The organism is Sphingomonas sp. SRS2 (assembly GCF_000971055.1).
Taxonomy (GTDB): domain Bacteria; phylum Pseudomonadota; class Alphaproteobacteria; order Sphingomonadales; family Sphingomonadaceae; genus Rhizorhabdus.
Map to the genome: position 1 here is coordinate 40,255 of NZ_LARW01000057.1, position 14,203 is coordinate 54,457.

Annotated in this window: 16 protein-coding genes; 7 read left to right on the plus strand and 9 right to left on the minus strand. The window is 62.4% G+C overall.

What is annotated here, in order from left to right; translation table 11 throughout:
• Positions 1-8 precede the first annotated feature (8 nt).
• The 7 genes from trbL (at position 9) to WP12_RS04610 (ending at position 6,315) form a co-directional block, all read left to right on the plus strand.
• Positions 9-1,331, plus strand: a complete 1,323-nt coding sequence (trbL, locus tag WP12_RS04580; RefSeq protein ID WP_046192577.1) for a P-type conjugative transfer protein TrbL — start codon at positions 9-11, stop codon at positions 1,329-1,331.
• A gap of 3 nt (positions 1,332-1,334) precedes the next feature.
• Entirely contained in the window at positions 1,335-2,153 is an 819-nt protein-coding gene (trbF, locus tag WP12_RS04585; protein ID WP_046192578.1) for a conjugal transfer protein TrbF, read from the plus strand.
• Positions 2,150-2,989, plus strand: coding sequence for a P-type conjugative transfer protein TrbG (trbG, locus tag WP12_RS04590; RefSeq protein ID WP_046192579.1), 840 nt, complete (start codon positions 2,150-2,152; stop codon positions 2,987-2,989). The genes trbF and trbG overlap by 4 nt, the downstream gene beginning before the upstream one ends.
• Positions 2,986-4,170 (plus strand): TrbI/VirB10 family protein, encoded by a 1,185-nt coding sequence (locus WP12_RS04595; RefSeq protein ID WP_046192580.1) that lies wholly within the window; start codon positions 2,986-2,988, stop codon positions 4,168-4,170. Before trbG ends, WP12_RS04595 begins: the two co-directional genes overlap by 4 nt.
• A gap of 1 nt (position 4,171) precedes the next feature.
• Complete coding sequence (locus WP12_RS04600) at positions 4,172-4,402, plus strand: DUF2274 domain-containing protein (RefSeq protein WP_046192581.1); 231 nt, start codon at positions 4,172-4,174, stop codon at positions 4,400-4,402.
• Positions 4,399-4,617: a helix-turn-helix transcriptional regulator gene (locus WP12_RS04605; protein ID WP_046192582.1), complete on the plus strand. Its 219-nt coding sequence runs from the start codon at positions 4,399-4,401 to the stop codon at positions 4,615-4,617. Before WP12_RS04600 ends, WP12_RS04605 begins: the two co-directional genes overlap by 4 nt.
• Before the next feature lie 687 nt (positions 4,618-5,304).
• On the plus strand, positions 5,305-6,315 hold the full coding sequence (locus WP12_RS04610) for a 2-hydroxyacid dehydrogenase (RefSeq protein ID WP_046192583.1): 1,011 nt from the start codon (positions 5,305-5,307) through the stop codon (positions 6,313-6,315).
• 129 nt (positions 6,316-6,444) lie between these two features.
• Here the strand turns inward: WP12_RS04610 and WP12_RS25205 are convergent, their stop codons facing one another.
• From WP12_RS25205 to WP12_RS04650, 9 genes are all read right to left on the minus strand, one after another.
• Positions 6,445-6,612, minus strand: coding sequence for a hypothetical protein (locus WP12_RS25205; protein ID WP_160299153.1), 168 nt, complete (start codon positions 6,610-6,612; stop codon positions 6,445-6,447).
• A gap of 14 nt (positions 6,613-6,626) precedes the next feature.
• Positions 6,627-6,824, minus strand: a complete 198-nt coding sequence (gene ccoS, locus WP12_RS04615; RefSeq protein WP_046192584.1) for a cbb3-type cytochrome oxidase assembly protein CcoS — start codon at positions 6,822-6,824, stop codon at positions 6,627-6,629.
• Positions 6,821-9,079: a heavy metal translocating P-type ATPase gene (locus tag WP12_RS04620; protein WP_046192585.1), complete on the minus strand. Its 2,259-nt coding sequence runs from the start codon at positions 9,077-9,079 to the stop codon at positions 6,821-6,823. Before WP12_RS04620 ends, ccoS begins: the two co-directional genes overlap by 4 nt.
• 2 nt (positions 9,080-9,081) lie before the next feature.
• A complete protein-coding gene (locus WP12_RS04625) occupies positions 9,082-9,765 on the minus strand; it encodes a DUF2189 domain-containing protein (protein WP_235398960.1) in 684 nt (227 codons plus the stop codon).
• Positions 9,766-10,098: 333 nt separating this feature from the next.
• Positions 10,099-10,977 (minus strand): cytochrome-c oxidase, cbb3-type subunit III, encoded by an 879-nt coding sequence (gene ccoP, locus WP12_RS04630; RefSeq protein WP_046192587.1) that lies wholly within the window; start codon positions 10,975-10,977, stop codon positions 10,099-10,101.
• Positions 10,968-11,138, minus strand: a complete 171-nt coding sequence (locus WP12_RS04635) for a cbb3-type cytochrome c oxidase subunit 3 (RefSeq protein WP_046192588.1) — start codon at positions 11,136-11,138, stop codon at positions 10,968-10,970. Before WP12_RS04635 ends, ccoP begins: the two co-directional genes overlap by 10 nt.
• Positions 11,139-11,151: 13 nt before the next feature.
• Positions 11,152-11,904 carry a cytochrome-c oxidase, cbb3-type subunit II gene (ccoO, locus tag WP12_RS04640; protein WP_046192589.1) on the minus strand — a complete coding sequence of 251 codons (753 nt, stop codon included), beginning with the start codon at positions 11,902-11,904 and terminating at the stop codon, positions 11,152-11,154.
• A gap of 3 nt (positions 11,905-11,907) precedes the next feature.
• Positions 11,908-13,551, minus strand: a complete 1,644-nt coding sequence (ccoN, locus tag WP12_RS04645; protein WP_046192590.1) for a cytochrome-c oxidase, cbb3-type subunit I — start codon at positions 13,549-13,551, stop codon at positions 11,908-11,910.
• 176 nt (positions 13,552-13,727) lie between these two features.
• Positions 13,728-14,192, minus strand: a complete 465-nt coding sequence (locus WP12_RS04650; protein ID WP_046192591.1) for a hypothetical protein — start codon at positions 14,190-14,192, stop codon at positions 13,728-13,730.
• Positions 14,193-14,203: the final 11 nt, after the last annotated feature.

Here is a 14,203-nt window from a genome sequence, read left to right on the forward strand (position 1 = left end):
GCAGCCACTTGAACGACCTCAACGTCATCGACCGCTTCCTGCAGGCGTTCATCACCTACATCGACAGCGGTTTCGGGCTGCTCGGACCCGATGTCGGGTTCCTGACCGCGACGCTGATCGGCATCGACATCACGCTTGCCGGGCTGTTCTGGGCGATGGGCGGCGAGGACAATGTCATCGGCCGATTCCTCCGCAAGATCCTCTATATCGGCGCCTTCGCGTTCATCCTGAATAGCTTCTCGACGCTCGCCGACATCATCTTCCGCTCGTTCGCGCAGGCCGGCCTGACCGCGGGCGGCGGCACCTTGTCAGCCGACGACCTGCTCAAGCCCGGACGCCTCGCCGGCACCGGCTTTTCGGCGGCCTGGCCGCTGCTCGAACAAGCCAGCGAGATGGTCGGGTTCACGACCTTCTTCGACAATTTCCTGACGATCATGGTGCTGCTGTTCGCCTGGGCGCTGGTGATCGTCGCCTTCTTCATCCTCGCCGTGCAGATGTTCGTCTGTATCCTCGAGTTCAAGCTGACCAGCCTCGCCGGCTTCATCCTCGTGCCGTTCGCGCTGTGGAACCGGACCAGCTTTCTCGCCGAGCGCGTGCTCGGCAATGTCGTCTCCAGCGGCATCAAGGTGATGGTGCTCGCCGTCATTGTCGGCATCGGCTCCAACTTCTTCACCGAGTTCGCCGAAGCGCTCCAGGGCCAGGAGCCCGACGTTGGGCAAGCCATGAGCCTCGTGCTCGCCAGCCTGTCGCTGTTCGGCCTCGGCATCTTCGGTCCGTCGATCGCTTCCGGGCTGGTCGCCGGCGCACCGCAACTCGGTGCCGGCGCGGCGCTGGGGACCGCGGTCGGCGCGGCCGGCGTGACCATGCTGGCCAGTGGCGCAGCCGCCGGTGGCGCGCGGGCGCTCGGCGGGGCGGCGCTCGGCGCGGTCCGCTCGGGCACGGCGATGGGGTCGGCCGCATCGACCGCCTACCAGCTCAGCCGCGAGACGGCCGCCTCGTCATCGGTCGGCGCGGGCCTTGGCGGCGTGGCACGTGCCGCCGGCAATGCGGCCAAGTCCCGCGCGAGCAGCGCGCTCGGTCTGGGCGAGGCCGCGGCCGGTGGACGCCAAGCGGCATGGAACGCGCTCAACCAGAACTCGACCCAGAGCTCTTCCGCGTCGTCTCAGGGTGGACCGGGCGGCGGCGGGGAGACCGGCACGCCCGCCTGGGCACGCGCGATGCGCGACCAGCAGACCAGCCGGCATCGGCGTCAGCTCGCCATCCACACGCTCCAGCAGGGCGATCGCGGCGGCGCCTCCGCCACCCCCGACATCAAGGAAAGGAACGACTGAGCCATGTTCTTCAAGCGAAGTGCGCAGCGCTACGGGCGCACGCCACCACCCGAGACGCCCTACCAGCGCGCGGGCCAGCTCTGGGACGACCGGATCGGCTCGGCGCGCGTGCAGGCGCGCAACTGGCGGCTGATGGCGTTCGGTTGCCTAGTTCTGACAGCCGGCACGTCGGCGGGTCTCGCCTGGCAGTCGCTGCAAAGCCGCGTCACGCCCTATGTCGTCGAGGTCGACCGGCTCGGCGAGGCCCGCTCGGTGCAGGCCGCCGATGTCGACTATCGGCCGACCGATCCACAGGTCGCGTGGCACCTGTCGCACTTCATCACCAATGTCCGCTCGGTGTCGCTCGACCCGGTGTTGATGCGGCGCGACTGGCTCGAGGCTTATGAGTTCGCCACCAAGCGCGGCGCGCAGTTCCTCGGCGAATATGCCCGCTCGGCCGCGCCGTTCGCCAATATCGGCGAGCGGACCGTGTCGGTGCAGGTCACCAGCGTGGTGCGGGCGTCGGACAAGTCGTTCCAGGTCAAGTGGACGGAGACGGCCTTCGAGCGCGGCTCGCAATCCGGCATCAGTCGCTGGACTGCGATCCTGACGACCGTATCCCGTCCGCCGGCCTCCGCCGATGTGCTGCGAAAGAACCCGCTCGGCATCTACGTCGATGCGGTCGACTGGAGCCGCGAGCTCGACACCGCGCCAGCGCCGCCGGCTGTGTCGACGCCCGCCGCACGACCGGCTGTGGACCCGTCCATCAGTCTTCCGCTCGGCTCACCGCTCGATCCCAACCTCGGCGCCCAGCCGACCAACATCCAGGAGACCAACCCATGAAACTGGCGCTGTTGCCGGCGATCGCAGGCATGATCGTCGCATCCCCTACGCTCGCGCAGACCCGCGAGCATTCCGACCCGCTCAGGACCGTCCAGGCGGCGACACGGAGCGCGACTGTCCAGCCGGTCGCGTCCGGGTTCGTCAGCGGCGCGCAGGTCTATCCCTACAATGAGGGCACGATCTTCCAGGCCTATGCGGCACCCGGACTGGTCACCGACATCATGCTCCAGCCCGGTGAAAGCCTCATCGCTGTCGCCAGCGGCGATACCGCGCGTTGGGTGATCGGCGACACGAGCAGCGGCTCGGGCGACGGCAAACAGACCCATGTGCTGGTGAAGCCGTTCTCGGCCGGCCTCTCCACCAACCTCGTCATCACCACCGATCGCCGTGCCTATCATGTCCGACTGGTCAGCACCGTGACCACCGCCCTGTCTTCGATGCGCTGGACCTACCCGCAGGATGAGCTCCTGGCCCTGCGTCGAAAGGCCGAAGCCGTGCAGACGGCTGCGCCGGTCGCCACCGGACTCGCCATCGAGCAGCTCCATTTCAACTACCTCATCACCGGCGACAAGCCGGCGTGGCGGCCGCTTCGCGCATTCGATGACGGCGCGAAGACGTATGTCGAATTTCCGTCATCGCTGGCCAATGGTGACGCACCGCCACTGTTCATCGTCGCGGCCGACGGCAAGGCCGAACTGGTCAACTACCGGCAGCGTGATCGCTACTATGTCGTGGATCGCATCTTCGATGCCGCCGAACTGCGGCTCGGCCTCAAGAAGCAGCAGGTGGTTCGGATTGACCGCGTCTCGCGGCGTGCCAAGCGGAGGGGCGCATGACCGACGCCGTCCCCACCGAGACCGCCGTTGCGCAACCGGCGAAGGTGGACCCCGAAACGCTGAGCATCCGATCTCGGCCGGCGCGCGCGATCCGCTTCCGGCGTGGCGTGATCATCGGCGTGGCTGCGCTCGGTTCCGCCAGCCTGATGGGCATCGCCTGGATGGCGCTTAAGCCGCAGGTGTTCAGGCAGGTCGCGCAGGAGAGCGAGCTTTCGCAGCCCATGGCGAAGCCGGCGTCCGATGCGCTCTCGGGCCTTCCCACCAGCTATGGCGATGCGCCGAAGCTCGGGCCTCCGCTGCCCGGTGATCTTGGTCGTCCGATCCTGCGGGCGCAAGAACGTTCGGAAGGCGTGACTGCACCATCTCACGTCGATACGGCCGAGGCCGCGCGGCAACAGCGCCTGGCCGAGCTCAAGGCGGCGCGCGAGTCCGGCCTGATGGCGCAGGTCGCCACTGGTAGAGGCGCGGAGCCTGCAGTGGCCGATAGCGCGCTGGGTACTCCGGGCACGCCTGCGACAGCTGCCCCGGCGATCGGCACGCGGAAGGAGCAGTTCGCTTCCGCCCGCGACACGAATGGCGATCTCAACTCGGGCGGACTGATCGCGCCCGTGTCGCCGAACAGCATTCTCGCCGGCAGCGTTATCGCGGCGAGCCTCATCACCGGGCTTAATTCCGACCTGCCGGGAATGGTGACAGCCCAGGTAACGCAGAACGTGTTTGACACTGTGACCGGCAACATCCTGCTCGTACCGCAGGGCGCCCGATTGATTGGCAAGTACGACAGTGTGGTCGCGTTCGGTCAGCGCCGGGCGCTGGTCGTCTGGCAGCGGCTGATCTTGCCTGACGGCAGTTCAATCCGGCTAGACAACATGCCCGCCACGGACGCGCGAGGATATGCCGGCCTTTCCGACAAGGTCGACTTCCACACCTGGACACTGCTCAAGGGCGTGGCGATCGCCACCCTGCTCGGTGTCGGTTCAGAGCTGTCAATCTCGGGGGAGAGCGATCTTGTTCAGGCGATCCGCGAATCCGCCCAGTCGAACACGGCCCGCGCCGGCGACCGGATCACGCAGCGCAACCTCGACATCCAACCGACGATCACGATCCGCCCCGGTGCGCCCGTCCGCGTGCTGGTGACCCGCGATCTCGTTCTTGCGCCGTGGCGCGGAAGAGCAAGCTGACATGGCCGATCTCAAGCTGGGCAAATTGCCCGACCGCACACCAGTGAAGCTCGCCATAACGATCACGCCCGATCTCCAGGCGGCGCTCCAGTCCTACGCCGTGATCTACGCTGAGACTTACGGCGTCGAGGAACCGGTCGTCGATCTAATCCCAGCGATGCTCGCTGCCTTTCTTGAAGGCGATCGCACCTTTGTGCGCGAACGCGACGCACGGCTGCGGGGGCAGAAATGAGCGGAGACGAGGAACCCGATAGGCTCATTAAGCTAGATGAGGTCAAACGCCGGGTTGGGCTGGGAAAGTCGATGATCTACCGGCTCATCCAGGAAGGCAGGTTTCCAGCGCCGTACAAGGTTTCGTCATTCGCCTCTCGCTGGAGCGATCGGGAGGTGATCGCCTGGATCGACGACGTGAAAGACGGGTTCGAAGGCAAGCGACGCAAATTCTGAGTGTGTCTGTCGGCCGATCGAAATTTCACACCCGCGGCGCGAGCTCATTTAAAACGACGGTTCGATTGCCATGCCCGCCATCTCAACGCGGACTTAACCCGCAGATATAAAGAGAAAATCCTCTTAAGCATAACGCGTGTGCCTCGGAAAAGACCTCGCCGATGGCTGATTCTGTTCAAGGAACGCCGTCTATACGTTAGCTGGCGATGCACGTCTTCTCAGTCCAGCGGCGCGCACGCCGCAAGGGTAGATCCAAAGTGAATTCTCCTTCACGGAATAAGCGCGATCGATCGCCCGTGACACAAGCTTGGGTTTCAGTCAGGGCTGATCGTCTTCAATTATTCCAGCTTGGCGCAGAACCTCAGAGGCGCCAAGATTGATGTCGATCTCCATTCCAGATCGAGCCAATGATAGACGAAAGGCAAGAACAGCGGATTGCTGGTTCTAAGCTGAAATATGCTGTTCTGAAACTCGCGGACCGACGCGGGTGGAGTGCGCGCGGAACACTTTGAGCAGCCGCGCCACGCTCCGCCGAGGCATTGATTTGTTCTGGCACCCAATGCCGCACCCATGAGGACGCCAGCCGCGTCCTTGCCGTAGGATAATGGAAAAGTCATTAGCAAAGCGGCACGGCGATTGAAGAGGCTTCCCGCGCGAGGCGCCCGAGGTATACAAAAGGAGCACCCGGTGAACGTAACGATCTTCAGCACCAAGGCTTACGACCGGCGCTTTCTCGGCGACGCGAACGACGCAGTCGGCGCGCCGCACCGGCTGCGCTACCTTGAGGCGCGCCTGACGCTCGAAACCGCGCCGCTTGCGGCGGGGGCCGATGCCGTGTGTGCCTTCGTCAACGATGTCCTCGATCGTTCCGTGCTGGAGATGCTGGCGCAGGGAGGGACGCGAATGGTGGCGCTGCGTAGCGCCGGCTTCAACCACGTCGATTTGGCCGCCGCCGAAGCTTTGGACATCGCCATCGGCCGGGTGCCGGCCTATTCACCCGACGCCGTAGCCGAACATACGGTCGCGCTGATCCTCTCTCTCAACCGTAAGATTCACCGTGCCTATGCCAGAGTGCGAGAGGGCAATTTCTCGCTCGATGGTCTGCTCGGTTTCGACCTCAAGGGGCGGACCGCCGGGATCATCGGTTTGGGCAAGATCGGGATCGCGGTTGCGCGCATCCTGGTGGGTTTCGGATGCCGGGTTCTGGCCTTCGATCCCGCGCCCGACCAGGACATGGCGAAGATCGGCGCAGAAGCGGTGGGCCTCGACCATCTGCTTGCCGAAGCAGACATCGTGTCACTGCATTGCCCGCTCACCCCCGCAACCCATCACCTTATCGATGACGCTGCGCTTCGGCAGATGAAGCGGGGCGTTATGCTCATCAATACCGGCCGCGGAGCGCTGGTCGATACGGTCGCACTGATCACCGGTCTGAAATCCGGTGCTATCGGCTACCTCGGCCTCGACGTGTACGAGGAGGAGGGAGACCTTTTCTTCGAAAACCTCTCCGACAAGATTTTGCACGACGACGTCTTCGCCCGCCTGCTTACTTTTCCCAACGTTCTCGTCACCGGGCACCAGGCCTTCTTCACCACTGAGGCGATGACGGCGATTGCCGCCACCACGATCGAAAATCTTTCCAGCTTCAAAGCCGACGGCGCACCGCGATATTCAGTAACGATCGCCCGGACGGACTGAGCATCGCAATCCCGCTGGCGCTGGCGCTGGCGCTGGCGCCGACCTGCCGCTCGGCTTGCGCTGGTCAGCGGGAGCTCGGGTGCTGCGGCCGGTTGCTGACGAAGCGATCGAGAAGTAGCGCAGCGGACATCAAAGGAAATCGCGCACAACAGCAAGCAGACTCAGCGCCAGAGCGATCAAGCTGGGGATGATGACCGCCGCACCGCAGATGAAGGCCAGGATGCCGACCCAATTCCAACCATGTGTACGCGTCATCGGATTTTCCTTGATCGCATTTTCGCCAAATATCATCCCCATTCAATAACTCGCTACTACCTGGAGGGTTTCGGCTCGGTCGCGTCATCTTCGACGCTCGCCATTGGCCTGTCGGCACCGGCATCTATGAAGATGCGTTCTGCCGCGCCATCAAGATCGTCATATTGTCCGCTGCGCATGGACCACAGGAAGGCGCCCAAGCCTACCAAGCCCATCGCCAGGGCAATCGGCACCAGCCAGACGAGAGCCGTCATGCCGCGCTCCCTGCTGGAACCAGCGCGCGCTCTCGACGAACCGTATTTGGCCTGGGGCCAGTTTGAGAGGGAATGCGCAGAGCATTTGCCACGACTGTGATCGAGGACAGCGACATTGCGACCGCCGCCAGCAAAGGGCTGACATAACCTGCCAAGGCCATCGGCAGCACCACCAGGTTGTATCCGACCGAAAACACGAGATTCTGCCGGACGAGCCTACCGGCAGCGCGGGAAATACGCAGGGCTTGCGGAATGGCGGCGAGATCCTGTCCGAAAAACACGATGTCGGCGGCCGCACGGCCGATATCGGCGGCATTGGATGGCGCCATGGAAACATGCGCGGCCGAAAGAGCCGGCCCGTCGTTCAAGCCATCGCCTACCATCAAGGTTTTGCACTGCTTGCCAGCAAGCGCTTCGAGACGCTGCACTTTTTGCTGAGGCAGGAGGCCGGCGCGAAATTTCGCGATGCCGATCGAGGCCGCGACCGTCGATACCGCTTCCGGGTGGTCACCCGAAAGCAACTCCACATCGAGCCCAAGCTCACTGAGCTGCCGCACCGCGTCTCGTGCGCTGGTTTTCTCGATGTCCGAAAAGCGAAAATGACCTGCCCGTTCGCCATCGACCGAAAAGACCGTGTGGAGGCTACCGACATCGGCATTGGCGCCGCCCAGCGCCCAATCGGGTCGCCCTATCCTGAATACATGGCCGGCGCGGCACGCTTCCAACCCTTTCCCGGGAAGCTCGGAAAAGCTATCCAGAGTGCCGCCCGCACGGCCCTCGCTACTCGCTGCAATGGCCCGCGCAACAGGGTGGTCGGATCGCGACGCCATGGCCGAGGCGATGTCGCGGTAGCGCTGGTCGATATCGGCTTCGGTCACGCGCAGATCGCCGATGGTCAGGGTGCCTGTCTTGTCGAAAACGACAATATCGATCTCGGCTAGTCGCTCGAGGGCGCTTCCGTCCTTCAAGGCGATTCCGCGTTCGAACAAGCGCTTCGCTGCAACAACTTGTACCATGGGAATGGCGAGTCCCAACGCACAGGGACAGGTAATAATGAGTACCGAAATCGCGATGGTGAGCGACCGATGCCAGTCACCGGTCGAGAGGAACCATCCCGCAAAGGCAGCTAAGGCCAGCGTATGGATGATCGGCGAATAATAGGCCGCCACGCGATCCGCCAGGCGCCGGTAGTGCGCGCGGCCCTGCTCGGCCGCCTCCATCATCACGACCATTTCCGCGAGAAAGGATTGTGCGCTCGTGCTGGTGACGCGGACTTCCAACGAGCCATCAAGGTTGAGCATGCCGGACAGAAGCTTGCTCCCGGCCATCACGGGCGTCGGCATCGCCTCGCCGGTTACCACTGCGGTGTCGACATCGCCCTCTCCGGCCAGGACGACCCCGTCGAGCGGCACGCGTTCTCCTGGAGCGACGACGATGGCATCGCCCACCGCTACGCTGTCGAGCGCCACAAATGTCCGTGAACCATCCTCGGCGATGACCTTCGCGCCCGCAGGCATCATTTTGGCGAGACCGAGCACCGCGGAACGCGCCTTGTCGCGCATCAGATAGTCAAGCGTTCGTCCGATCAGCAAAAAGAAGATCAGCGTGACGACAGCGTCGAAATAGGCATGCGGGCCGGAATGCAATGTGTCGAAGATGCTCAAGCCGAGCGCGAGAAGAATGCCGATTGAGATGGGCACGTCCATGTTGGTGCGACCTGCACGCAAGGCGGACCATGCCGATTGGAAGAAGATGCGCCCCGAATAGGCTACCGTCGGAATCGCCAGGAGCGCCGATATCGCATGGAAGAGATGACGCGTACCTGGGTCAGCGCCTGACCATACCGACACCGAGAGCAGCATGATGTTCATCGCCGCAAATCCCGAGACCGCCATGGCGACGATCAGCCTGCGTCTTTCGCGGTCAGGTTGGCCCTCGAGATTGCTCAGCAGATTCGCTTCGAAGCCGACTTCGGACAGGGTTTCGAGCAACGGAGGAATAGTAGCCGTTCTTTTCCAGGTGACCGTGGCCCGCCGCGTCGAGAGGTTGACGCGTGCCGACACCACCCCGTCGAGCTGAGCCAGGGCCCGCTCGATTTTCCCCATGCATCCGCCGCAGTGCGCGGTAGGTACCGACAATTGAGTCTGAAGCAAACCATCGTCAAGCACCCTGCTGGCGAGGATGAGCTCGTCGACCGATTGGCGGGTCGATGTCCGTCGCAACGCGACATCGTTCAAAGCGGCGGGCGACGCCATTCCTAGGCGTCCGCTTCGGCGACCGCGCGATAGGCATGCCAGGTGGCATGACCCAGCCATGGGAAAATAACGATGAGCCCGAGAAGTCCCGTTGCCGCGCAAAGAATGAAAAGCGCCAGCACGATCCCTCCCCACACCACCATGGGTGCAAGGTTGTTCCATACAAGCGCCATGCTGGTTCCCATCGCCGTGAGAGCATCGACCTTCCTGTCGAGCAGCATCGGGATGGCAAAAACGCTGATCGCAAAGGCGAACGACGCGAACAGCCCCCCTACCGCGGTGCCTACCCCGAGAATGATCCAACCCACAGGCTCGGTCACGAGAAAGGCGGTAATGTGCGTCAGGCCGGGGAACGGGCGAACGCCGAAAAACAGGGCATAGATGAGGACCGCCGAACGAATCCACAAAAGCATCAGAAGGCTGAGCAGCAAGCCGGTGAAATAGACCTGTGGCCCCGCTGCGGGTTTTACAACAAGCATTCGGCGCAGACCGATTGTCTCGCCCTGCTCGCGGGCCCGGCTCTTTTCATAGAGTCCAACGGCGAGCAGCGGTGCGACGATCATGAAGCCGGCGAGCGCGGGGAACAGGATATAATCTCGCCCGTACAAGGCGAGGATCGCGACCGCAGCGACCGACAGGGCAAAGATGCCCAGACCGTAAAGAAGGCTAGGAACCGGCCGATCCATCAGATCGCGCCAACCCGCTCCAAGCCAGCGCAAGCCGACGAGCGGCGGGAGGTGGCGCTGAAGCCGGGCGTTCCTGGTTTCATCGATCCCCGACGTTTCGGTCAGCAATCCGTAAGAGGCGCTCTCCTCACTCATATCCAGCAACCTTTCAGCATGCCGATTTCGCCGCGCGATACTGGCCGCTCTCGCTCGCTCGCTCCTTCAAATGCCCCACACAATCCGGTTGCGATTGAAAGGCTACGTAAAGGAAATGCGCATTCGCGAGCACAAACAGGAGCAGCCCCGCCGCTACGAGGCTCCAAACAAGCCATCGTGATCTGCTTCGCGTCGCTCTCATGGCGCCGGTAAACTCAGTGAGTGAACATAGAGTGCCAAAATCTTGATATCGGCGGCGCTCAGCCGTTCGTCCCAGGTCGGCATATGGCCTTGGCGACCGCCATGTACCGTCTCGACAATCTGATCGAGGTCGCCGCCATAGATCCAGCGCGCATCCGTCAGATTGGGCGCGCCGACATCGCGTTTGCCGCGCGCATCTTCGCCATGGCAAATCGCGCAATTCGACATGAACACCTCGCGCCCCGACAAGACCGAAGCGCGATTGGCCGCCGTCACGAATTTGGGATGCGACAGGGAATAGATGTAATTGGCCGCCAGACTGACCTGATCGGCGTCGAGAATGCCATCCCGTCCGAACGACGGCATCTGAGAGGTTCGCCCTTGCGGATGCTCGACATTGACTCCCACACGCATGGTCTGGGCGATTGTTTCGAGATCGCCGCCCCAGATCCAGTCGTCGTCGGTCAGATCGGGATAGCCATAGCCACCCTTGGCATTGATGCCGTGGCAGGCGGCGCAATTATCGCCGAAAAGCCGGTGCCCCGTGCTGCGCACGATCACCATGAGCTGAGGGTCGGCCGCGATCTGTTCGAGGTTCTCGCTTTCGATCCGCTTCATCCAGGCAGCGCGGCCCGCCTGCGCATCGACCAAATGCTTCTCGACCGATGTGCGCTGGTCCGTGTTGAGTATGCCCTTGGTGTAAGTATGGCCCACTGGCCAGGTCGGCATTAGGATCCACCAGGCGAAGGCGAAAAGATGCGTGACGATGAGAAAGATCAGCACGCCTTTCGGAACCGGCGTATCAAGCTCCTTGATGCCGTTCCAGATGTGGCCGGTCGTGTCGCGGCCGCTGACCGGATCGCGTTCTACGTCCACGGCTTGTCATCCTGATCGAGAACGCTTTGCTTGGCTCTGTCGAACTTCTTTCGGTTGGACGGACGGAACGTATAGATGAGCACGCCGATCATCAGCCCGATAAGGTAGAACAGCCCCCAGCTTTTCGAGAATGCGACGAGAGCGTCGTGGCTTATATCCATGGGTCTCTCCTCTTCATTTCACCGGCTCCGGCGGCTTCTGGGGGGCAGCCGTGTTCTTGTACGGCGCATCGGTCAGCCGCCCCAAGACCTGCAGATAAGCCACCAAAGCGTCCATTTCGGTGACTTCGGTCGCCACATCGTCGAACACGCGCACCTGCGTTTCTTGGCCGTAGCGATCCGCAACACCGGACGACGTCGAGCTTTCCGGCGTCGCCTGATCGTAAGCATCGACGCTGGCGTTTTCGATCATCGCGGCGGTGTAGGGGACGCCGGCAGCGCGCAGGGCTTTCAGATGCAAGGGCAGATCATCGAGCCGCAGCGTGGTGCGCGCCAGCCAGGCATAGGCCGGCATGTTTGAATCGGGCACCACATCGCGCGGATTGGTCAGATGCGCTACATGCCAGAAATCCGAATATTTGCCGCCGATGCGGGCAAGATCCGGGCCGGTTCGCTTCGAGCCCCAGAGCATCGGATGGTCATACTTGGACTCGACCGCCAGAGAATAAGGCCCGTAGCGCTCGACCTCATCCTGCAAGGTGCGGATCATCTGGCTGTGGCAGGCATAGCAGCCCTCGCGAACGTAGATATTCCGACCTGCCAGTTCGAGTGGTGTGTAGAGCCGCATGTCAGGCGCCTTCTCCACTGTCTCATCGATCGTGAAGAGCGGGGCGATTTCGACGAGACCCCCGACACTGGCGGCCGCGACAATTGCGAGCACGAAGCCGATGGCGCTTCGCTCAAGCTTGCGATGAAAGAGTTCGGCCATCGCTCAGCCCTTCGCCACCGCTGTGGCGGCATTCAAAGGAACGTCGCCTTCTACCGGCGCGCTAGATGGCGCTGAGCGAATGGTCCTCCACATATTGTAAGAGCCAATCGCCGCTCCGATCAGGAACAAAAGGCCGCCGAGGGTGCGCGCGATGTAATAGGGATACATCGCTCTCAGCGAGTCGAGGAACGAATAGGCGAGCGTGCCTTCCTCGGTGTAAGTCCGCCACATAAGACCCTGGATGATGCCGGAATTCCACATTGCAAAAATGTAGATAAGGGTCCCGGCCAGCGAGAGCCAGAAATGCCACTCGACGAGCGCCGGCGAATACATTGTCTCGCGCTTCCAGAGCGAGGGAACCAGCGTATAGAATGAGCCGAAAGTAATAAGTGCGACCCATCCGAGCGCGCCTGCGTGAACATGGCCCACGGTCCAATCGGTGTAATGGGACAGCGAATTGACAGGACGGATGGCGAGGAACGACCCTTCGAAGGTCGAAATGCCGTAGAACACGGCTGCGACCATCATGAAGCGCAGCGTGGCATCGTCGCGCACGCGGTGCCAGGCGCCATTTAGCGTCAGCAAAGCATTTCCGGCCGAAGCCCAGGACGGAACGAGAAGCATGACCGAGAACGTCATCCCCAGCGTCTGCACCCAATGCGGCAGCGCTGTATAATGAAGATGATGCGAGCCAGCCCACATGTAGAAAAATGTGATGCCCCAGAAGCTCAAGATCGACAGCCTATAGGAAAAGATCGGCCGCTGCGCCCGTATCGGCAGATAATAATAGAGCATCCCCAGAAAGCCGGCCGTGAGGAAGAAAGCGACGGCGTTGTGGCCATACCACCACTGCACCATCGCATCCTGCACGCCCGACCATATCGTATAGCTCTTGGCGTGCCCCAGCGAGACGGGGACAGCGAGATTATTGATGATATGCAGAATTGCGACGACGAGGATGAAGGCCATGAAATACCAGTTGGCCACATAGATGTGGGGTTCTTTGCGGCGCGCCAGCGTCCTGATGTAGAGGACGAAATAGGTCACCCAGACGATCACCAGCCAGATGTCCGCATACCATTCGGCTTCGGCATATTCCTTCGATTGGGTGACACCCAGCAGATATCCGCTGGCGGCCAGGATGCAGAACAAATTGTAGCCGACAAGGACAAACCAGGGGGAAAGCTGATCGGGAAGCCGCGCGCGCGACGTGCGCTGCACGACATGCAGCGATGTCGCGATAAGCGCGTTGCCGCCAAACCCAAAGATCACGCCGCTTGTGTGAACAGGTCGTAGGCGGCCGAAGCTCGCCCAGGCGCCATCGAATGTCAGATCGGGAAACGCGAGCAGGGCCGCCACCCATACTCCCACAAACATGGCGACCACCGCCCAGGCCATGCTCGCGATGATGCCGGCCTTGATCGGCTCATCATAGTAACTCTCGAGGCGGGATCTTGGCGGCTCCGGTCCCCATAAATCTCGGATTACGACAATTGCGCAAATGGCACCGAATACCAGGATCAACCACCCGTGAACTTCCATCGTGTCTTGGGTGCCTGCGGCGGCTAGAACCAACCCGCCCAAGGCGACAGCGACAGAAATTCCGAGTGCGATCTGTCGCTCGGCTTGGGTCAATGTCAAAATCATGGCCGATCAATCCCCCCTTTTTGGTTGCTGCCATGCGGTTTTTCAGCGCAGCATTGCCTCCGGGGAGCGGGCCACGGAACTTGCGCATAAGCTGCAACACCTTAGTCTGCTCCGGGTTCCCGCCACGGCTGCTCCGACGAGCCAATCGGCACGATGCCGGTCACCAGTCAATTCCTTCACAGCAACCCATGACTGCCTGCCGCGGCGCCGAGAAGCGTGACCACGGCACGACCCAGAAGCCCGCGATGAACGACCTCCATGCGATCGAAGTCTGCGGCAGGCTGCAACGACTCCTCCATGCGCCGATGAAGAAACAGCGGCTCGATCACGAACAGCATCGCCGCGAAAATCGCCCAGAGGCCAACCATCGCGTGCATCCACCATAAACGCAGATCGGTGAACCGATCCCACATCTGCCCGCGCTCCACCATCCAGAAGCCGCTGACGCCGGCAAGCAGCACCCACACACGCGCTTGCGCCGCGAAACTGCCTTCGAGCTTGTGGAAGGCCGCCAGCCTGTCAGCTGGCGGATGCGCACGGCGAATGGACGGCATCACCACGAGCGTGACAAAGGCCACGCCTCCGATCCAGAACATAACCGCCAGGACATGAATTGCCCGGGCTATGGTGATATCGCCCATCCCCTACTCCA

Bases quoted from the DNA above. Each gene is read 5' to 3' on its own strand.
- WP12_RS04625 (WP_235398960.1), bottom strand. From the start codon at position 9,765: ATGGATCGGCCGGTTCCTAGCCTTCTTTACGGTCTGGGCATCTTTGCC.
- ccoN (WP_046192590.1), bottom strand. From the start codon at position 13,551: ATGATTTTGACATTGACCCAAGCCGAGCGACAGATCGCACTCGGAATT.
- WP12_RS04650 (WP_046192591.1), bottom strand. From the start codon at position 14,192: ATGGGCGATATCACCATAGCCCGGGCAATTCATGTCCTGGCGGTTATG.
- WP12_RS04635 (WP_046192588.1), bottom strand. From the start codon at position 11,138: ATGGATATAAGCCACGACGCTCTCGTCGCATTCTCGAAAAGCTGGGGG.
- WP12_RS04620 (WP_046192585.1), bottom strand. From the start codon at position 9,079: ATGGCGTCGCCCGCCGCTTTGAACGATGTCGCGTTGCGACGGACATCG.
- trbG (WP_046192579.1), top strand. From the start codon at position 2,150: ATGAAACTGGCGCTGTTGCCGGCGATCGCAGGCATGATCGTCGCATCC.
- WP12_RS04600 (WP_046192581.1), top strand. From the start codon at position 4,172: ATGGCCGATCTCAAGCTGGGCAAATTGCCCGACCGCACACCAGTGAAG.
- ccoS (WP_046192584.1), bottom strand. From the start codon at position 6,824: ATGACGGCTCTCGTCTGGCTGGTGCCGATTGCCCTGGCGATGGGCTTG.
- WP12_RS04605 (WP_046192582.1), top strand. From the start codon at position 4,399: ATGAGCGGAGACGAGGAACCCGATAGGCTCATTAAGCTAGATGAGGTC.
- WP12_RS25205 (WP_160299153.1), bottom strand. From the start codon at position 6,612: ATGGGGATGATATTTGGCGAAAATGCGATCAAGGAAAATCCGATGACG.
- WP12_RS04595 (WP_046192580.1), top strand. From the start codon at position 2,986: ATGACCGACGCCGTCCCCACCGAGACCGCCGTTGCGCAACCGGCGAAG.
- ccoO (WP_046192589.1), bottom strand. From the start codon at position 11,904: ATGGCCGAACTCTTTCATCGCAAGCTTGAGCGAAGCGCCATCGGCTTC.
- trbF (WP_046192578.1), top strand. From the start codon at position 1,335: ATGTTCTTCAAGCGAAGTGCGCAGCGCTACGGGCGCACGCCACCACCC.